19 protein-coding genes and 2 pseudogenes are annotated in these 19868 nt (G+C 53.6%); 10 read left to right on the top strand and 11 right to left on the bottom strand.

Annotated elements, in window-relative coordinates; translation table 11 throughout:
- The first annotated feature begins 302 nt into the window (after nt 1-302).
- A complete protein-coding gene (locus E2484_RS12135; protein ID WP_137285493.1) occupies nt 303-521 on the top strand; it encodes a DUF4177 domain-containing protein in 219 nt (72 codons plus the stop codon).
- Nucleotides 514-1545 carry a hypothetical protein gene (locus E2484_RS12130; RefSeq protein WP_137285492.1) on the top strand — a complete coding sequence of 344 codons (1032 nt, stop codon included), beginning with the start codon at nt 514-516 and terminating at the stop codon, nt 1543-1545. Before E2484_RS12135 ends, E2484_RS12130 begins: the two co-directional genes overlap by 8 nt.
- 316 nt (nt 1546-1861) lie before the next feature.
- On the opposite strand, the gene E2484_RS12125 is transcribed toward E2484_RS12130, so the two are convergent.
- Both E2484_RS12125 and E2484_RS26285 read right to left on the bottom strand, forming a co-directional pair.
- Nucleotides 1862-2959: a S1C family serine protease gene (locus tag E2484_RS12125; RefSeq protein ID WP_137285491.1), complete on the bottom strand. Its 1098-nt coding sequence runs from the start codon at nt 2957-2959 to the stop codon at nt 1862-1864.
- 378 nt (nt 2960-3337) lie between these two features.
- A pseudogene (locus tag E2484_RS26285) lies at nt 3338-3502 on the bottom strand (DUF2270 domain-containing protein); the annotation flags it as partial.
- Here E2484_RS26285 and E2484_RS12115 point away from each other — a divergent pair.
- Nucleotides 3501-4315: pseudogene (locus tag E2484_RS12115) on the top strand (tyrosine-type recombinase/integrase); the annotation flags it as partial. The pseudogenes E2484_RS26285 and E2484_RS12115 sit on opposite strands and share 2 nt — an antisense overlap.
- A gap of 247 nt (nt 4316-4562) precedes the next feature.
- On the opposite strand, the gene E2484_RS12110 reads toward E2484_RS12115, so the two are convergent.
- A complete protein-coding gene (locus E2484_RS12110) occupies nt 4563-5279 on the bottom strand; it encodes an acetoacetate decarboxylase family protein (protein WP_170977327.1) in 717 nt (238 codons plus the stop codon).
- Between the two features lie 210 nt (nt 5280-5489).
- The gene (locus tag E2484_RS12105) at nt 5490-6143 is read right to left on the bottom strand and encodes a helix-turn-helix domain-containing protein (RefSeq protein ID WP_137285487.1); all 654 of its coding nucleotides are present in this window, start codon (nt 6141-6143) and stop codon (nt 5490-5492) included.
- Between the two features lie 131 nt (nt 6144-6274).
- Between E2484_RS12105 and E2484_RS12100 the strand changes: the two genes are divergently transcribed.
- The 3 genes from E2484_RS12100 to E2484_RS12090 all read left to right on the top strand — a co-directional run bounded on the left by E2484_RS12100 (nt 6275) and on the right by E2484_RS12090 (nt 8824).
- Entirely contained in the window at nt 6275-7015 is a 741-nt protein-coding gene (locus E2484_RS12100; protein WP_137285486.1) for a TlpA family protein disulfide reductase, read from the top strand.
- A gap of 102 nt (nt 7016-7117) precedes the next feature.
- Nucleotides 7118-7327 (top strand): hypothetical protein, encoded by a 210-nt coding sequence (locus E2484_RS12095; protein ID WP_137285485.1) that lies wholly within the window; start codon nt 7118-7120, stop codon nt 7325-7327.
- 186 nt (nt 7328-7513) lie between these two features.
- Nucleotides 7514-8824, top strand: coding sequence for an MFS transporter (locus E2484_RS12090; protein WP_137285484.1), 1311 nt, complete (start codon nt 7514-7516; stop codon nt 8822-8824).
- A 183-nt stretch (nt 8825-9007) separates the two neighbouring features.
- Here E2484_RS12090 and E2484_RS12085 read toward each other — a convergent pair whose 3' ends face one another.
- Entirely contained in the window at nt 9008-9970 is a 963-nt protein-coding gene (locus E2484_RS12085) for an acetamidase/formamidase family protein (protein WP_137285483.1), read from the bottom strand.
- A 756-nt stretch (nt 9971-10726) separates the two neighbouring features.
- Nucleotides 10727-10921, bottom strand: coding sequence for a hypothetical protein (locus E2484_RS12080; RefSeq protein ID WP_137285482.1), 195 nt, complete (start codon nt 10919-10921; stop codon nt 10727-10729).
- Between the two features lie 642 nt (nt 10922-11563).
- Here E2484_RS12080 and E2484_RS12075 point away from each other — a divergent pair.
- Nucleotides 11564-12007 carry a TRAM domain-containing protein gene (locus E2484_RS12075; RefSeq protein WP_137285481.1) on the top strand — a complete coding sequence of 148 codons (444 nt, stop codon included), beginning with the start codon at nt 11564-11566 and terminating at the stop codon, nt 12005-12007.
- Nucleotides 12008-12118: 111 nt separating this feature from the next.
- Nucleotides 12119-13111 carry a hypothetical protein gene (locus E2484_RS12070; protein ID WP_137285480.1) on the top strand — a complete coding sequence of 331 codons (993 nt, stop codon included), beginning with the start codon at nt 12119-12121 and terminating at the stop codon, nt 13109-13111.
- Nucleotides 13112-13300: 189 nt separating this feature from the next.
- Here the strand turns inward: E2484_RS12070 and E2484_RS25550 are convergent, their stop codons facing one another.
- From E2484_RS25550 to E2484_RS12055, 4 genes are all read right to left on the bottom strand, one after another.
- Entirely contained in the window at nt 13301-13423 is a 123-nt protein-coding gene (locus E2484_RS25550; RefSeq protein ID WP_321112553.1) for a hypothetical protein, read from the bottom strand.
- A gap of 1373 nt (nt 13424-14796) precedes the next feature.
- Nucleotides 14797-15288: a hypothetical protein gene (locus tag E2484_RS25545; protein WP_321112551.1), complete on the bottom strand. Its 492-nt coding sequence runs from the start codon at nt 15286-15288 to the stop codon at nt 14797-14799.
- A 13-nt stretch (nt 15289-15301) separates the two neighbouring features.
- On the bottom strand, nt 15302-16642 hold the full coding sequence (locus tag E2484_RS12060; RefSeq protein WP_137285479.1) for a hypothetical protein: 1341 nt from the start codon (nt 16640-16642) through the stop codon (nt 15302-15304).
- A gap of 6 nt (nt 16643-16648) precedes the next feature.
- A complete protein-coding gene (locus E2484_RS12055) occupies nt 16649-18676 on the bottom strand; it encodes an AAA family ATPase (protein ID WP_137285478.1) in 2028 nt (675 codons plus the stop codon).
- 198 nt (nt 18677-18874) lie between these two features.
- Here E2484_RS12055 and E2484_RS24980 point away from each other — a divergent pair, with 198 nt between their 5' ends.
- Nucleotides 18875-19021, top strand: coding sequence for a hypothetical protein (locus E2484_RS24980; RefSeq protein ID WP_170977326.1), 147 nt, complete (start codon nt 18875-18877; stop codon nt 19019-19021).
- Nucleotides 19022-19083: 62 nt separating this feature from the next.
- Nucleotides 19084-19332, top strand: coding sequence for a putative zinc-binding protein (locus tag E2484_RS26025; protein WP_137285930.1), 249 nt, complete (start codon nt 19084-19086; stop codon nt 19330-19332).
- A gap of 8 nt (nt 19333-19340) precedes the next feature.
- On the opposite strand, the gene E2484_RS12045 is transcribed toward E2484_RS26025, so the two are convergent.
- The gene (locus tag E2484_RS12045; RefSeq protein ID WP_137285477.1) at nt 19341-19574 is read right to left on the bottom strand and encodes a DUF2249 domain-containing protein; all 234 of its coding nucleotides are present in this window, start codon (nt 19572-19574) and stop codon (nt 19341-19343) included.
- Nucleotides 19575-19868: the final 294 nt, after the last annotated feature.

Here is a 19868-nt window from a genome sequence, read left to right as displayed (position 1 = left end):
AGCGTTAGCGGCTGAATTGATTGACGAGACGGATTATCACATTTCATTCGCCCGCCAGCTGCTCATGAAGGCCACCGCCTCTGACACAGCACGGCAAGATAGCGGGACGAGAATACTCTACTACGACACGTAACGAGGAACAAACCCAGTTGTGAGCAATTTGCACTCCGCACCCATCACTTATTGCTCCGAAGTGCCAGATGATAAGTACAGGACGTAGATTGATCGGAAGTCACTGCTATGGGCGTGCGGTGGCACCTTGCCACCACATTTAGCTAGTCGAGACTGGTATCCTGTTGGGTATGGCTTCAAACGGACCGCCCGGCTGGGAGTATCGCGTCGTCGAACCGCCACGCGAACCCTCGCAAAAAGAAGCGCGTGACCCGACAGTCCTGCTCAACGAGATTGCTGACGACGGCTGGGAACTCGACGAGACCATCGACTACGTCGGCGGTGGGACCAAGTTCCTCGTCTTCAGGCGACCCACTGCCGAGGCTGACACGGAGGGCGACCATGAGTGACTCCGGCGGGTCGGACGAGGTTCGGACCGCGAACACGCTTCGGGAACGCATCGAGTTGAATCAGCCGTACAGCTGGTTCCTGTTCGGCGGCAATCGGCTCGTCGTCGCCAGCCTCGTGGCAGTCAGCGTCTTCGTCGCCTTCATCCTCATTAGTATCGTCACCTTCCCCTCATTGCCGGTCCTGCTTCGGTCGGCAGACACCATTGAGACCATGTTCTCAGCCACGATCGGCACCATCGTCACTGGGACGACCCTCGTGGTCACCATCAGCCAGCTCGTTATCTCGCAAGAAATCGGTCCGTTGGGCGATCAGCGCCAGCGGATGAGCGACGCGATGGACTTCCGGACCTACGCCACCGACCTCTTCGAGGACCCGCCCGAAGCCGACCCGGCGCAGTTCCTCGGCCAACTCCTCGAAGCGACCGAGCGTCGGGCCGACGCCCTCGACGCCCAACTCGCCGCCACCGACGACGAGGACCTCCACCAGCAGGTCGCGGCGCTCCTCGACAGTCTCCGGACCAACGTGGAGACAGTCGTGGTCGAACTCGACGAGGCGCAGTTCGGCACGTTCGACGTGGTCGATGCGGCACTCGACTTCAACTACGACTGGAAGATCTACCAGATTGAACGCCTCACCGACGAGTTCGCCGACAGCCTCGGCGAGGACGACCACGAGGCGTTCCATGACTTGGAGACGGCGCTGACCATGTTCGGGCCTGCCCGCGAATATATCAAGACGTTATACTTCCAGTGGGAGTTGATCGACCTCTCGCGGTACATCCTGTATGCGGCGGTCCCGGCGCTGGTCGTGGCCGGGTCGATGGTCGCGTTCGTCAGTGGCGAAACGGTTCCGGGCGTGACGCTCGGTGTCCCGAATATTACGTGGGTGGTTGGAGCGGCCTTTACCATCACGCTCGTCCCCTTCCTGACGTTCCTCTCGTACATTCTCCGCATCGTATTCGTGGCCAAACACACGCTTGCGGTCGGCCCGTTCGTCCTCCGGCAATCGTATACGAGCGATTGAGGAACTGACGCCGAGGGAAACAGAGTTCAACGGTTTCAGAGGCGACGAAATCGAGGCGAAACTGTCATCCCATTAGCATGCACAGGTCAATTGGTCTTGGCCAACTGTTTTCGCAGTCTGTTTTGCACAATACGCACTACGTACTGAGTAATGCTGAGCGTGGATTGAGCGCAGCAGAGGTATCCGTGCATACTGTCTGGGGAGAGACCAGTACTCACCGACTCGTCAAGTATTGCTGCTGTTACCAGCCTCATCCTAGGACGCATCCCAACTGCTGTCCCTCACAGCCGAACAAAACAGGGGGACTGGCGTCCGACTATTGGCCCTGTTCAGGCCGCTCAGTGAGCGTGACGTTGACCGTCTGTCGTTCCCCATCACGCACAATCGTCAACTGTACCGTCTCACCGGGTCGGGTCTGCGTGAACAAGTACGACAGGAGGTCTTCCCGCGACTCGACCGTCTGGTTGTCAATAGCGACAATCACGTCACCACCAACAGGCATCCGCTGGCCATCAACGACAGTAACGTTGGTCGCTCCCTGTAGGGCTTCGGCAGCAGGTGTTCCCTCCAGCATGTCAACCACATAGACGCCATTGGTCACATTCAACTCGTTCGCCTCCGCCAGCGGTTGAGTGAGCGTTGCACTTTGGATGCCAAGGAACGAATACTCGAACTCACCCTGCTGGATGAGGGCGGGTACAATCCGATTCACAATCGATGCGCCAATTGCGAACCCGATGTTTTCAGCCCCGCCCGCTTGGTTCACCCCGACCACGGCCCCCGTGTCACACGCGATGAGTGGCCCACCGCTATTGCCGGGATTGATTGGCGCATCGGTCTGGATGGTGTTTGGCAGTGGGAAACCAACCGGTGACGTGCGGTTGACGCCACTGACGATGCCCGAGGTGATGGTCGTCTCTAATCCGAACGGACTACCGATGGCCGCCACTCGGTCACCCGGACGCGGCGTCTCGTTCGCCACGGGGAGTGCCTCAACGTAGCTCGGCGTGTCGGTTACCCGGACGACCGCGAGGTCGGCAGGCTGGGTTGCCCCAATCACGGTGCCGGAACGGGTCTCTCCCCGAGCGAACTTCACGCCGACGCGGGTCGATTGATTGACCACGTGTTGATTGGTCACGATGAAGCTGGTTGCGTTCGCCTCGGCCACGTCGAAGACGAATCCCGACCCACTCCCCTGTGCGGTCTGGATTTGGACAACCGAATCAATCGTCTGATTGTATAACGCCGTATAGTTACAGGTATCGGCACCGGTCTGTTGGGCTGCCGGGACTCCACCATCGGTCGTTGTCGATTCGGTTGTCGACTGGCCACCCGCTGGGCCACCGCACCCAGCAAGCACTAGCATCGCTGCGAGCAGGACGCTCAGCAGCGGTAGTGTGTGTTTCCCCGCCATGCAGTCGCATAGCCAACGAATGTCTGGGTAAGGGTATCGGCCAGTCTCTGACAGGAAGGAGCAAAAGCCTTCCAGACGAAGCATTCGTATTAGTATGCCGGGGCTAGTAGCGTGCTTGATAAGTACCACGTATTGACCAAAACCACCGAGTCAATTACGGACTACAAACTGGATAAAAAACCGTGCTACCAACTACTGTTATAAATTACACTTTCGGGTAGTGTCCCATACATATACCGTTTAGAATCAGCGAATTTGTACACTGACGAAGTCGTGGTTGAAGAGGTCAGTGTCCAGCGGTCTATGACCGCTTGTCAATCCATCTTCAAAAAGGGCCAGCAAGTCCCTGCGGTCTATCGACCACTCGGGACCGTGAATTTATCGGTTCGTTTCTTTCCACTTGTCGTGGTCGCCTTCACGGAATTCACCTTTGGCGTGGCGTTCTCGCGGCCAAAACGCAACCCCCACCAGTATCACGTAAAACGCACCAACGAGAGTGACCACAATAGTTCCCGGGATGTAGGCTATTCCAGCGGCTTCGAGCAACGTCCACAAATCGAACTGCCGCAAGGCGCTCAAGATGCTGTTCAAATGGCGCCACCACGAACACAATGTCCCGGAATGAGAGCCCGCGATTGCCTTCAGCCTCGACGATAGCGCGTCGAATCCACGCGATTACTTGACCCGTGATGAACGACGGAAAATCCGAGAAGTCGCCTTAGAGTACGGGAGTATCCCGAGCTACAATAATCTCACGCCCGAACAGCGGAAGCGATGGCGTGCGCACTTAGCGCAGCGGTTCGAGAAACCGAAGGAAGACGTCCAACAAGAAGATTGGAAGCGGGCAAACGGTTGGAAGATCCCAAGTCTCGTGTGGACGAGTTTGGATGCCGGGTTGCGACCAATCGAAGTTGAACGCGTCGTCACCTCGTGGGTGGATACGGAGAACGGCGTGTTGCGGATTCCGAAGAGTGACAGCTCGAAGAACTACGACAATTGGGTTGTTGGGCTGCAAGGGCGAACCGCTGACGTTCTTGAACGGTGGTTGGAGGAACGTGACGCCTACAACAAGTACACCGATACAGACGAGTTCTGGCTTACACGCGAGGAGAATCGATATGGGTCATCAAGCCTGCGCTATCTGCTCCACCAACTCTGCAAGAGTGCGGGAATTTCCACCGAGAACCGCCAGATGAGTTGGTACGCCATTCGCCACTCGACAGGGACATACATGACCCGCCAAGAGGATCTTGCGGCCACACAGGCCAACTGCGGCACAAGAGTGCTGAGACGACGATGAAATACGATCAGACTCCCGTTGAGGATCGGCACCGTGCCCTTGACCGAATGGAGTAATCAAGACAGTTTCGCCAAATGTGTACGTTGAAAGCGGATTCAAAACGGGCAATAGTAGAGGAAATCCATTCTCCTTCGTGAGGAAGGGATTGGGGTAGAGGTGACCACTCCTGAAAGACAGACCTAGCTCTGTTGAAACCCTCCGCAGATGATAGGAATTGCGCGCTGAATACAGAGTGTGCGTTCAGCACCCCTACCTATATTCCGATTGCAAGAGGAGTTGTGTGGTCGCGGCACTGATCTTATCTTACTCCGCGAACAGCGGTTCGCCTGGATAGAAGCGTGCCTCGCCCTTGACGGAGACGCGGGCGAGCGCCCGGTCACTGACATCGAGTTCGCGAAGCGGTTCCGCGCGGTGGGATTCCCCGAGTGCCACCGTAACCTCGTCAGTGAACGGCCACGCACCTATCTCACCGTTTACCTTGTTCGGGACGCGCAGCAACTCGTCGTCCTTGACAGTATACGTGTAGCCCTCGTCCTGCGTCTCCATCGATGGCGGATGAGTGGTTTCGAAGGTGATGAACCGGTCGCCGTCGACGGTGACGGTCGTTCGTCGGCGGGTGCCAACGTCCTTGTGGGTAATGTCGGCTACGACCTTCGGGAATCCCCAGATGTCGACCCCGAGGGCTTTGGCAGATTCCGTCGTCACCGGAAGAAACCACATATAGCCACTCGCTCCGCGAGTCAGAGCCGACAGATACGGAATCGTCGTCGTCGGCTCGTGGACGGCTGGCAGAACGACGGCAAACTCGTTGTATGGGTTGATCTCGCCGTTACCGATGCGATGATACTCGACGCTTAGAAACGTCACCGCCGCTTTCCCACCTGCCGTCACCCGCATCGGTTGTAGCTCGTTGGGCAACAAGGCTGTGACTTGCTGTTTCGGTACCGCGAACACGGCCCCCAGCATCGTTGCCTCGGTCGACAACGGGAGGGTAATCGTCTCCCCCGTTGAGAGCGTCATCGGTTCCGTCCCACCGGATTCTGTTGGTGAGACTTGGTCTGTTCCCATGTCATGGTAAAAGGTGGCATGGGACAATAAAGCTGGATGTTGCAATCGAAGAGCAATTACGGCGATGAATACACGCCCTATATGCAGCACCAAATAAACGAACTATCTCGGTGCTGGCAGAAGCATCGTGCTGGATATAGAGGGTGTATCCATCGAATCGGATTAGGGATGAATATGCTTGAACACGCGAGATTCGATTTTCTGGGGATGCTCGCCCACGGTGGCAACAGAACAGTCCAGTCGTTCCGCGATATCACTATGGGTCGCCTGCCGTGGAACGTCGTAGTATCCGAGGGACAGAGCGATATCCAGCACTTCTCGTTGGCGGTCGGTCAACAGGGCCAAGATGTGCCCTCCAGCCTCCGGATACGGGCCAATGCGCTCGATAGTCACGTCGAGTTCCGGCGGCACGTCAGCAAGCGCCTCTCGTAACACATCGTTCGTCTCGCCGAGCATCTCCACGCTGAGCCTTCCGTCGCTGGTACTCCCGATCGGGAAATTGAAGAACACCTCGTGGATTCGGGGGAGCTCTAAGAACTGCTTCATGACAGGCGGTGGCCGAGCGTGTACATACACGAGCCCGTCCTGTGGCTCCTCGCTGGAGATGCTGTACCCGAGTACGTCCGTGTGGTCACCCAGCCATCGTCTCGCTTCGTCGAGGTCACCTCGGAGCCGACCAAGTAGGATGACAGTTTCATCCGCGAGGACGTTGAGATGATAGATTTGCTCTCGTTCGAATTCCGAGTCCGCACCGAACATTCTGTATGCGATGTGTGAACCGTCCGGTTGGTCGAGCGTGAAAGTGACTGCCCGCATGCGCTAGACGGCCTCCATTTCGCTGCTTTCTGGATTCATTACCCTTAGTTCGCTCGGCTTCGACTTATATACCACCGATAATACTAGGCAGTCTCCAGACCTGCCCCGTCACCATATTCACTGGTAGAACCATGGCTGTGTTACGAACAGACTCGACGGGAGACGAAACGACGAATCAAACGTATAACTACAGGCATTTCGGCCCGGAATACTACGACTTCAGAACCTTCGATGGGCCGGAGCCTGGCGACAACGCACCCGATTTCGAAGCAGTTACGCTGGAGGGGCAGACAGTCGAGTTTTCGGATTTCAGGGGAAGTTGGGTTGTCCTTGAGACCGGCAGCATCACGTGTCCCATCACGGATTCGAAAGTCCACTTGATGGACGAACTCCAGAAGCAGTTCGAAGACGTGGTGTTCATCCTGCTATATACTCGGGAGGCTCATCCGGGAGAACACTACGAGGCCCACGACTCGTTCGAAGACAAACTCGAACGAGCACGGACGTTTGCAGCCGAGTATGACGTTGAGCGCACTGTCTTAGTGGACGACGTCGAAGGAACCGCCCACGGAAAATACGGGGGGATGCCGAACTCGGTACACATCGTGAATCCCGACGGCGTGGTCATGATGCGAGGCGACTGGAACAACGTACGGACAGTGACGAAGGTACTCGAAAACAGGGACGAGAACAGGATTTACGAACGCGATATCTACCGAGGCCGCCCGGTATTCTTCACACAGAAGAAAGGGGTCATTCGAGTGCTAACCGATGCAGGCCCAAGGGCCGTTTGGGATTTCATCAAGTATGCGCCTGCACTCGCACTGATGCATCTGAAGAAAGAGTTCAGAAGTAAGCAATCGGAAAGATAGCCTAGGGGATACGCGCCGTGTATTCAGCATAACTTCTGAAACCTATCATCGTCTGAGGGTTTCAACAAGACCATATACCGGAGAATACCGTAGTCCGAACCAATGGAAAACGGTATCAGCGGGCGACAACTGGGCGGCCTTCTCGTAGCGGTGAGCCTACTGCTTCTCGGCTACGTCGGCCTGACCGGAACCCTCAGCCTGCGTCTGATTTTCTTTGATATTTCTTTATTACTGCTAGTCTGGTTACGTTCTACCTTGGGAAGCGTCATGGCAAGAAAGAATATTCCCGTGAGTAACCGGCTATGCCTTTGAGGCTGTTTTACCGCCATAAAACACAGTGAGGTGAGCTTGTTGAGACTCTCACCTGCTGATAGAATTGAATCGGCTGTGCGCAATATAGAGCGTGTGTTTATCACTTGCTTGGAGTGATATTCCCTCACGCATGAGATTCTTTCTGTAATCAGAGTTAAAACAAGGCATCCATTAGGGTAAGCCCTCGTGACCAACGCAGACAACGCTACCTCTCTCTTCCACCTCTTCAAGAACAAAGAGTTCATCGCACTCGCAAGCACCGCCTTCGCCCGCAGCCAAGCCTACTCCACCATCATCATCGCCCTCGCCATGTACGCCGACCTCTTCCAAACCACCGGCACCGTCGAGGGCCTCTTCGGCACTGTCTTCGCACTCACACAATTCCTCATCGTCCTCCCGCTCGGACGATTCATCGATACCGGCAACTCCAAACGCTACCTCCTCGCCGGCCTCCTCCTCAATATCGTCATTTTCACCGGCTTCATCTTCGTCACCGCCGTCGAACACGTTATCATCCTCCGCGCCCTCCAAGGCATCGGCGCCAGCCTTCTCTGGATCACCGGCAGTACCGTCGTCGGCGAAATCAGCCCCGACGGAAAACGTGGTCTTTGGCTTGGCAGCTACAACCAGGTGGCTGCCTTTAGCAGCCTCGCTGGCACTGTCTTCGGTGGGCTCCTCCTCTACACCTACGGCTTTCAAACCACCTACACCGTCCTCATCGCCGTCACCACTCTCGCTACGGTTTCCGTCTATCGGTATCTCCGAGACAACCCCGGTCAGCAAACCGAAACCACAGACTCATCCGGTCTAGATACGCTCAAAGTACTTCTGAAACGCCCCGCCATTCGTGGGCTTGTGTCGTTCCGGTTCGGGTTTAGCATCGCTAAGATGGCCGTCATCATTTTCCTGCCAATCTATGCGACAACGCAATTTGGCATCAATCCACTCGCTATCGGTGGAATTCTCGCCGGCGGGAAACTCACGAAATCCGTTCTCCAAGGCCGCATGGGAACCCTCGTTGATCAAGCTGAGCACCGGTACAAGTTCGTGTTTGCAGGTGCGGCGATCTACGCGGTCGGAATCGTCTTCATCCCGTTAGCCGGGTCTGCGTCGCAAATCCTTCCCGCTGTCTCCGTTTCGGCAGTCGGGAAATCAATGGTGCTCCCACCTGCGTTCTTCGGGCTGTTCACTGCCTATAGCATCCTTGGAATCGGTGACAGCATCCGGCTACCCGCCAGCATGACGCTGTTCGTCGAAGAGGGAGAACGACTTGACGCAGTTGCCGGCAGTTTCTCGCTCCGGTCAATATCGTGGAAGATCGGACAACTGATTGGGCCAGTAGGAGTCGGGGCGATCTGGGATGCGACTTCAGCGCTGGTTGCATTTTGGGTGGCTGCGAGCTGTGCTGGCGCTGCTGCGGTGGCGTTTGTGGCCATGGCGATTCGAGCGACTAGCCAAGAACAGTCGGAATCGACAGCTATCCAGCCTGCGGATTGACCCCGTTCGTTAACAGTAGTTGGTAGCACTATTTCTTTATCTTCCCCTACGCATGGTATCAAGGGGGTTGGTGGTCGATGGGCACATCCGTCGCTGCAATACCAGTTCCGATAGAGACCGCCTGTCGTCAATCAGAAACAGCAATTCGATGAGAAAGCCAACGGCTTTGGTCGTGGGAGGATGTCAGTCCGGGAATATCTGTTCTGGAAGGTACGCTGAGACTACCCAGTTTGGTCGGTCGACAACTTCGTTTATCTTCAAATCTACAATGGCGGAACACAACAGATATGCATCAGTGCGCGTCAGGCCGTGTTGCTCGTGGAGATGGTCGATCATGTGGCGGGTTGCTTTCTTCGTGGCATCCATCAAGTCATCGCTGATGCCGGTTGTGCCGTAAGCTGGGTTGTTTGGGCCGAACGCCGAAAACGGTCCTGTCGTCTCGAACTCCGGTTGATCTACGTCACGGTCTGGTTCGAGTCGAAGCCTTGCAGTCACCGTCATCGGGGCCTCAACGCCAGTTACGCAGACCTCACCGTCACCCTGTGCCGCATGACAATCACCGATGCTGAACAAGCCACCTTCGACCTCGATTGGCAGATAGAGAGTAGCACCTGCAGTGAGGTGTTTCACGTCAAGATTCCCGCCGACGCGCCGCGGCGGTGTAGTGCTGTGAGCTCCATCCTCAGCCGGTGCTACCCCTAGATTACCGGAGAACGGGTGAAGTGGTATTTCAATTCCCTCTACGAAGTGGCCAATATCTCCTTCGAGATCCCAGATATGGAGGCCTGGTTCGGGGAACTCCTCAGGGAGCAGGCCCCATTCCTCTTCGCCCGGATAAAAATAGGAAAATCCGATACCCTCGTGGTTGAAATCGAGTAAGTCGACTGCGAGTGTGTCACCCGGCTGTGCATCGTTAATTTCGACCGGACCAGTGAGTGGGTGCCCTGTGTTAGTCTCTGCAAGAGTCCGAATATCGTCGACGGTGGAGTCTTCGTCGAGTAAACCGTTCGTCGCATCGCGACACTCGAACTCAATAATGTTGCCCGAACTAACCGAAAGGACTGGGTCATGGGCGTTGTCCCAAGTTGTGTGTACATTGTCGTCCGAAGCAGTGAGGCGATGGTCTGCTGTTAAGTCATTCGTCATCCGATCTCACACTCGGTCAGCATTTTATAAAAAGGCTTCCTGGATTGATCATTTCTATAACCTTGATTGTTCGTCGGTTCAAATTGACGGGAAGCCAAGGGGCAGACTAGTGACGATGCAGCTACTCCTCCACCAGCCAAAACGTCTACAGAAATATACCGGAAACATTCTATAGCAGAATATCTCCACAGAATTCTGTAGGCGATTCTCCGAGTTTCTACAGACGATAATATCTCCGCCAAATTAACACACTCTCCAAAGCAGTTTTACGCCGAAGGATAGCAAAGCCACGAGTCACCAAAACGGCAGTCGATCTTACTCTCAAACATATCTGAATCTTGTTGATTCAGTTCAGTCGTTTCCCACCATCAGCAGAATTTCGACTGCAAATTCGACTACTGAAATTCCGCTGCTGAAATTCTGCAGCGGAATTCGACTGGTGATTTGACTGCGTTCTATAGCGGAATATCGCTACGTCGTATATATGAGTCGAAATACCTGGTTCCAAGGGACGATTCACGACCACTTTGGTGCTTACAGGTGGTGTAAGGAGGTACTCTGCTGTGACTGCCAGCGGTACTGCCGTAGACTGCCGATAGAGAAATACACATACAACTAATCAACCCTTGCTAGCAAGACCGCGGTTTCAGTGGACAGAGTGGTTTCTCTCCTAACGTGGTTGGCAGTTGTTCGGATTTCCGTGTTGGTTACACTGGTTGTGCTGTGTCGGGCTTACACCACGTGTCGGTCGACTCGTCATTGTGAGTCACTCCTGGCAAAGGATGGACCGCGACTATCGCTGAATTTCAATTCGAGGACGTACTTGCCCTCGTCGTTGTTCCCTTGTCTGAGCGAGAGTTGTCTGCCCTCAGCTAACTCATCGAGTTTCTCCATGGCGCGGTAGACTTCACCCCATTGGAACGAGCGGTCGAAGGCGGCTTCGAGGTGCACTTGAATACCAGATTGGAGTTACCTCTGACCTCTACGCCGACCTAATACTGAATGAAGGAGGACGTGACTCCCGGGGATTCCCTTGTCCCCACTTTCCCTTTCCCCCAACACACAACACCCCCCTATGTTATGGTGCGAGAACCGACCGAAGGCGCAACCCTTCGAACTACTGTAGAATGAAATCGACCGTGCCATTGATACGACGACTGTGGCCGCAAGTGGCGTGTAGCTGTGGCTACGCCTGCCTTCGGTTACCACCACACTTCAGGCAGCGATTTCACGGTAGAGACTCGTTATCAGCCAGCAGTTCCGGCGGAAGCGTCAAAGGCCGCACTTTGGCCGGGCGAGGGTCCGGCTCCCCGGTAGAGGAATTAGCAAAAGACGCCGTACATTTATTCTGTGTCCTTCCCGGTAGCTGTCAAAACCGTCATGCTGAATAGAGGGCGCAATATGAACCATCTCAATAGGCTTGGCGCTCTCTTCGATGAAATAGTGGATTGCGCTCAACCGGGGAGCGGTTGCAGTGTGACTAAGCGAAAAAGGTCTTAGGCCACCTTCTACGCAGTTGACAACCAAATTATATATAGGTATCCGGTAAACTCAAGTCATACTGGTTGGCTCCTTTCACATAGCGATACACAAATGGACATTTCCGAGAATTTACACTGTCTATTCAGCGCCGAAGTGGACGAGTATCAGGACTCCTACGTCATCGAAATCCCGAAGCACGAAATAACGAACGGGACTCTTACACCCGATGAGGTCTATCGAACGGCATTACTCTCCACAACGTCTGCGGACAAGGCCTACGACAACGCTCTGGAGGAACAACCAAAGACCGACACAGAAACTAGACCAAGGCAGGACCGAGGCGGTTCTGGGCCACCGGTGCAGGAAGGCGATATCCGTGAGGTTGACATTGATAGTCTCGGGGATGAAGGGGATGGCATTGCCCGCGTTGAGCGCGGCTATGTGATTATTGTACCCGATGTTGAGGAAGGCGAACGGGTCACAATCGAGATTACTAACGTGCAAGACAACGTCGCATTCAGTGAAGTTGTAGAACGGGAAGGACATTTCGAGTAACGAATTGCTAGCCAATTACTGTCTTGGCGCGTACTTCGAGAGAAAGAAAATGATATGAAGTGAGTATTTTAACTGTCTCATTCATCTTTGTAGAGAGGTGCGCCACATGCAGTGGAAGTAGAGAAGGTTTACAGGGCCGGACTGAGAGTCGGCGAGCATGAATCCCCGTCGTTCTCCGAAAAGGAGGACGACTACTTCGCCTTAGATCCGCCGTGGTTTTTTGCGAATAGTAACGTCATTGAGCGTCTTTTCCAATTACGTCATCATCAAACGCAACTCAACAATTCGTTTGACGAACTTGAGACTCTGTACGAGGAATGTCAGAAGCAGGGGACGGACGCCATAGCGAGTTCACTTGACATTAGCCGTCACATCACCGATATGATGGAATCCGCAGAAGTGTTTTCTTATAACTTCCCAGAATTAGCGAGGAAATCGTGGTGGGGCGGCTTTACAGAAGACATAGCACACGCCTACTGGCGGATAGAAAAGGGTCGGTTCAAAGGAGCCGCTTCCGATGAGGAGACCCTTGGTACGCTCCTCAGGGAAGTCGCTAGTATTCTCGAGAACTCTACAGCCACTAATAATAGCGTCCTACATCAGCTAAGGTTGTTTCTAGACCAGTACGGTTACGAGCTAAACCCAAACGATGTGCCAGAAGACTATCAGATTGACGTCTACGAAGCCCAAGATCTCTACTGTCTCGGATACTATTCGACAGCACTCATGGTATTGGGGAGAGCCGTTGAAAAAGCCCTCCTGGAGTTGGGACAAGTCCGTGATGTTAGGACCATCCGAACACACGATATAATAGAATGGGAGGACGCGAAATTCTACCATCGGAACAAGGCCCTACGTGAGGTCAATATGCCCGAAAGACACGGTAAGGTCCTTACAGAACGTGAGTACCACCAAATCGCTATCCTCATCAAATATCGGAACGACGTTGCTCACTCAGAATACGAGCAAGTGGGCCGAGAGCAGGCGCTTCGGCAACTGAAGGAAGCGTTCGACCTGCTGAACGAATTATCTGACAAGATAGAGTACCTAGAAGCGTTGGACGACCAGGAAATCGACCCAGTAGAAGGACAGAAAGCACACTAGCTACGCCGGAAATCGCTCCGCTTCCGCCTTCTCAATCCCCACCTCCCTTCCGCGACTATGCTCACTTTCAACTGCTGACCGTCGATCACGTTCCACTCCTCGTCGAGCAAGCCCACGGCCCGTAGTTCGCTCCATTGGAATGAAGGTCGGTAGTTCGACTGAAGTGACTTCGTGTTTTGACCGCTCAATCTAGCTCTTAAGTTCGCAATAGTGTGGAATGGCACCTGTGAGTGCCGCATCGCCTGCCTCTTCGAGCAGGTTGAGGGTGGTATGGCGGTCGTCAAGTAGCGCGTCGGCGTCGTCGCGGTCCATCGCTCGTCACCTCTCATGAGTGCGTGAGTCTGCCCGCTCTCTCGACAGCCGAGGAGTGGCTGGAACATCCTCTGGACCGGGACAGAGATCTTGGCGGACGAAGCACCGAATGTTGGACGGATACGGTTAGTAACTGTGCTAACCTATTTGATGGAGGCTTCGAGTGCTAGGTCATCGATAGCTCCGGAAGCGGTGGTGTTACTTACGGGGGGCACCTTGACTGTGTCGGGCGGTTCGTCTACTGGTGGCGGCTCCGACAAGCGGGGGAACCTCGCGATCGTAGTGACCAAACTAGTGCGTTGACGGGTGTCTTGGCCGATCGTGTGTCTAGTGGTAGTCATCCTCGCTGTTTGAGATGGCACTCCGTCGTGGAGAACGGTGGGGACTAAAGAGAGTCAATTCAAAAGTAGTGGTGTCGGGATACTAGCCCGGATGACAGATACTGCTGTGCCAGCAGTCTCTATGTGAGAAACACTCGCAGGGGTATATAATAAATATGGTGGTTAGGTAGAATCTTGCGGGACACGAATAACTCACCAGTCGTAGCGTCGGGGGCCACGACAGGGCGTACACCTCCAAGAGAAGTCTGAACCCCACCGTCACTACTTGCGGCCTGAGCCGGAGACCTCACCACCGAACCCATCAGAACGAACACCATTGTAGATAGAATTCTAACCACTGGGCCCCATCACCGCTACATCCAGCGAATTCGCCGAAAACACAGTGCAGCTTTCGCTTGTCTCGTCTTCTGTTATTGAAAAATATTTTCGAGCGTGAATTTGTTTGTTCTCGGTCCCGAGGAACTATACACTCCTCGTTATAGTAACAACAATATGTCCGCGCCAGTTGAACTGCTCAAGGAGACAGCACTGTCGGTACGACGGAGTGACACACTCCCTTTTGGTTCCAGACGAACCCGAGTAGGGTAGAAGTCCATGTGAATATGGTCAGAGAGGGGTTCCGGATGACCCCGAGTAGCATTGACTGCGTGCACACCCAACGACCATACTTCAATCCTATAAGAACGTCCAATACCATGCCCAATTCTCTGTCGTTGTCGGGTCTCGTGGCCGAACCCGTCCAAGTATTTTAGTCGACCCTCGATTCTGGCTCGTATGGATAAACAGAGTCATTCTACGTCGGGCACCATTCACAATGCAGTCCAACGCATCGTTTCGACGATGCCCCGGACTACACTGACACCGTCGTCAGCACCAAATCTGCTCCGACTGTCCCCCGCTTCCACTATTACTCCTTTAATCGCGTAACGGGGCTGTCCAGTCTTGCCACTAGAACACAGTTGTTTGCACGTGGGTTGTGTGTGGTGTGTTAGAGGTCGTGGCTCTCTCGAGCGTGGGTGCTGACGGGCATGGTTAGCTCTGTGCTGACGACGCTGTCACTCGAGTTGTCGACCCGTGCTGGGATGGGAACGCCGTGTGTTGTTTGAGCATGCGTCCATGGCGGTCGTGGTCGAAGAACGTCAACCTGCCCTCCGAGAGTTGTTCGAGGCGCTGGCACGCCCTGTAGACTTGCTTCCATGCGAGCTGTTCGTCGCATGCCGTCGACAACAGCGACTTCAGCGAGTCCGACGTTTTCAACAACTGTCCTTTCGGCGTCGTGGTCGACCATTCCTCCCAGTGTTCGAAGATGACGACTGCGCGGCGGTCGCTCGCCGACACATGATCGTCCAACGCAGCCTCGCCAATCACCGACAATCGCTCGATAGGCGTCCACTCCTCGTCGGGGGTCTGCTGGCCATCGCTGGACGTGTTCGAGCACTGGTCTTCGGTAGTGTCGAGGCGGTTGTCGAGGTCGCGCGGCGGTCGCTGTGGACCACCTTCTCGTCTCGCTTTAGAATCCAACATACGATGTTCATGGTCATAGCACGTTGACAATATTGTCCGTTGTTATGTGAGTGACTCCTTCACTAGTATCCGTGTCTGTATTGACGCCATCCGTACAAAGAATCCCGACGACCTCACCGTCTACTGCCTTCTCGCCGAATAGGTACTGGTCGTTCTCACGGACAAAGTACAGGTACTCGAAGAGTTCCCGGAGGCCACGAGAGAAGGTTGCTTTGGATCGCGTGTACTTCACTTCGCCGAGGAGTACGTCCGTCAGTTCACCTTCGTCTTCATCGGTCGGTCCAGAGGCATCCTCTTTCCGGTATACTAAAACAAGGAAGTCCGGCCTACCGCTGTAGAAGGTATGCTGACTTCCTCGTGAGAGGAAGTCTTCGACGGCTCGTTCTTGAGCTTCAAAAGCTTCCGCTTGACGCTGAACCATCTCGGGAACACCGAGTTTCGCTAATTCGTCGGAATCGGGGTACGCTTCGAAGAACGAGAGAGGACCATTCTGATCGTAATAGATTTCGACTCGGCGATTCGGACTATCCAGCCAAGCAAGAGCTTCCATCTCCGGTTTAATTGGCCGGAGTTCCAATTCGGAATACTGTTGCTGGAGTTGGCGAATGACCCCGAATACGCAGAAGAGTTCGAAGAGCTTGTAGTCCTTTGTCGGTGTGACGAGTGTTTCCGTAAGTAGATCTCGGACTTCCTGCCTGTCAAAACGGGAGTTCATCAAGTCGTCATAGAGTCGATACAGACGATAGCCCTCCGTATAGAGTCGATGCCGAGAACGTCGAGCTGTCGTCAAATCTCGGCTTGAAAGTGAGATTTCGTCGGACGAAGGAAGTGCATCGAGATAGATGTTATGTGCCAAAGTTTGTTGTAAGTTGACGATATCCCGGTCATCCCACATATCTCGCCATTCCTGTTCAATTGCTTCGATGTCTTCCGTTAAAGGCTCGGCAATTGCGGCAAGCAGCTTCTTCACCACCCGATTCTCTGGAATATCATACTCCACTTCCGAGTTATTGACGACGAATAACGTCGGATCGTCATAGCCAACATTCGCTCGTTTCTGGACTGTCTGTCGCCAATCGACTGCCCCCCGAACTTCGCCACGAACAACCGCATCATCGTGGTTTGTGACAGTCTTAATACGGCGGAGTCGTTCGGGGAGCATCTCGATGTAGTCAACGACGTCTTCGTAGAGGACGAAGTGAAGTTTCTTGAGCCGGTCGAAGTCCTCAATCTCCAGACCGGAGTAATCTATCGTCTTTGCATATTGGGCACTGTTCAGCGCTCCTTCACCGAGGTACGTAATCAGCTCCTCGGTTACGTACGAACTCAGTCTTGAGGTAGATGTCTTTGCCATACTCGCTCAGGTACTACTGTGGACGTCGATATCGAGATCGTACATGTCTCGAGCCTTCTGCCGGAGATACGGCACATCAAGTCGTAGTTCAACCTGTTTAGTACCGGACGGAGTCTTGATCCGACCGCCTTTAGCAAGATCTTCGAGGAGATCTTCCTGGTCTCCTTGTCGTAACCCTTCGAGTTGCGGGAAGACAAAATTGATGACGGCCAACGTAAGTGGTGCGTCGCGATCTCCACCCTCGAACGCCGCTATTTGCTCGAAGATATCGAGAATAATTGCGGGTCCGATCGACCGGTAGTCATTGATGATCGACCAGATGACCGCTAATTCGGCGTGGTAGTCGTTGATTGTCTCTTTTAAGTGTGAACGCTGACGTTGCCAGACCGTGGCGTAATTAGGACCTGTTTCGGGGTCGAGAAGTTCCCGGGAAACAATACCGTCTGCGTTAGTAAGTTCTGGGACCCCTACATGGATAAAGCTAAACCGGCGCATGAACGCGAATGAAAGGTCATACAGCGATGTCTTATCAAAGGTATTCATCGTTCCGATGAGTCGCCACGCAGGGGTCACTGGGAAGCGGTCGGGATTACGTGCAATTTCCGCAAGTTTATCATCGTCATCTTGGACCCAATCAACACTCACACGGCCCTCTCGTTCGTATGGTAGTTCCACGGAATCCTGCGCGAGAACGGAGAAAAGTGGGCCCAACGCTTTATCGATGTTTGCGCGGTTGAGTTCGTCGATGATGAGCCACCGATTCTGAACTGTATTGTCCTCGTCACGGAAACAACGGAGGAAGAGTCGGGGATCGAATTTGAGCTCGCTATCTGCCTGTGACGGGACATATCCACCAATCGTATCGAACGAACTCCACTCGGCTGTCGCTGTTGTGAACGTGTAGTCGTCAACAGACTCTACCTCTATTACTTGCTCTGCTATTTCCTTTGCAATGCGACTCTTTCCAGTCCCTGGCGGGCCGGTAAAAATTATGTGTTTTTCTGCATTTAACGCAGCATTGATTTGTTGCCGGAGTCGCGCTTCCTCGCCGTCATGGAAATAGAGGCCCTCTGGTAACGAAATAGAGATATGCGGAAGTTCAAGACGGTCCTGGAGACGCTCTGTATTCGATCCTTTCATTTGTCCTTTCTCAAGGAGATACTCGCCTGCTTCCTCACTCAGATTAAAGAGATATTGCTGATTGACTCCCGCTTGGTTGACTGGATAGTACTTCTCAAGACGGACATCCTCCTGCCATAGATACGGATAGATATCGACGAACCGGAGCGGTTCTGGGAATCGGTGGACATCGATATCGACTTTCCGCTTCTTTTCACCATCCACGTCTGTGATGTATGCCGGTTTGGTCACCTCTGAAAAGCCAAGGACCTTCCCGTCCGTATAGTTAAATACGATATCACCGTTCTCCAACTTCTGGAGGTCGTAATTTGGAAAATCAGAATGCGGTGCACGGAGGTAGCCCCCTTCAATCTCTTCTAAATTATGATTCACCCAGTAGTAAGGAGCAGTCTCTGTCGTTGACTCCAAAGACGGAGTATTATTCAATATATCCCGAACATCATCCTCGATCGTCTCACCTACAATATATTCGAAGAGTGCGTTCCAATTATCAACAGTTCCGTCAAAGGGCGCGTCATAACTGCCAGGATCCTCCGTATCGATCTGAACGTCGCCATTAGATGAGAGCTCGGTACGAAGGAGTTCTTCAGTAACGAGAATGAAATGGTCGTGGTTGAGATTGAACTTGTCTCTTGACTCCACATCTAACTGGACAGCAAATACTTTTTCATCCGGATTTTCAGCAATCCGTTCTTGTTCTCGGTTAAATCGTTGCCAGATATGGTCCTCCTTTCTGCCTACATATTCCGAATACCGAACCTTCCCGACAGCAGGTGAGTCACCGTCTGCATGAATATGGAAGATTTCATTCGGAGTAATTTGAACATCGATGTTAACTTTCTTTGCTATTTTTTGGAAGTGAGAGATCCAGTCTTTTACTGCTTGTGCAGGCATTAGATATTCCTCTCTCCAGAAGTACTAAAGAAGTTTTCTTCAGAGGCCAAGAGTCACACGTCAATAAAAACAGACTCCGAAGATTACAAACGGCGGCTACTCTCTCATCTAAATATCTGACAATTTCCTCCACCGACGATTCAATCGGAATCCCTGACCAGGATATTGAACCATTACGGCCAGCACTCGATTATGCATATGGCCGTCCCGAAGGGTACGTTCGTCGAGCTGATGGCACGGGCCGAGCGACAGGAAAGCGTCGCGGCCGAGGAGATTGTCGAGACTCTGGACACCGACGAGCTCCCAGTCGAGGCTGAGACCTCGTGGTCTGTCGGTGAGCAGTAAGCAGGTTTCTGGTCCGGTCATCTCGTCAAGTTCGTCTCTTGAGATCAGTCTGGTAATCACCAATATACGGAATTGGGGGAATCGAAGCAGGTAACGGAGACGGTTGTTCGCTCGAGTGTGTACGGGAGAATCTCGAGCACTACGACGTCACGCCGGACCGCCACATCAATCTCGCCGAGGAAGGGATACCTAAGGAGTACCAGGTGGACTTCGACGAGGAGCAGCAGAAGAACAATTCAACGAGTTCGTCCAAGAAGATGATTGCGTGGAACGACGGTCTGAGATTCAGCAGACTGTTACCGTCAGTGTAGTCAACAGCCTACTTCTTTGGAAGGGTCGCGATAAACTCATTCGGACCGATGCAGTCGACGACGTAGTCGTCGGCGTCGAACGACTCGACTTCGGCGACCATCTGGTGGTACAGCGGCGTTGGCTCGTGGTCGTTGACGAGCATAAGTGCTTCACCGCTCTCTAACTCTTCGAACGCTTCGAATATTTTTGGGTGTCGTTGAGGCGGAGGAATCTCGCGGAGATCGAGTTGCTGTTCGGCCATGGCGTTGGTATTGTGGACTCCAACTCATGTGGTGCTTTCCGCGAACATCTTCAAGACCCATGGAGATCTACGCCGGCGAAACGGTCTCAGCGGGTCGCTCCACAAGTCCCTGATAGAATATGTCGAGTAATAAACCACGACTCGGTTCGATGCTTCGCTCAACCTGTACAACGACACAGACGGATTCTGGCAGTTCTACAGCGAGACAGTCCGGGAATTAGAGAATGAGTTTCCTGACGCCGAACTCTATCATACTGAGCGAGATTACTCTACATTGGCAACCAAAGTGCTGGT

The sequence above is a fragment of the Halorussus salinisoli genome, assembly GCA_005239435.1.
Classification (GTDB): domain Archaea; phylum Halobacteriota; class Halobacteria; order Halobacteriales; family Haladaptataceae; genus Halorussus; species Halorussus salinisoli.
This window is presented reverse-complemented; position numbering and strand designations above follow the sequence as displayed.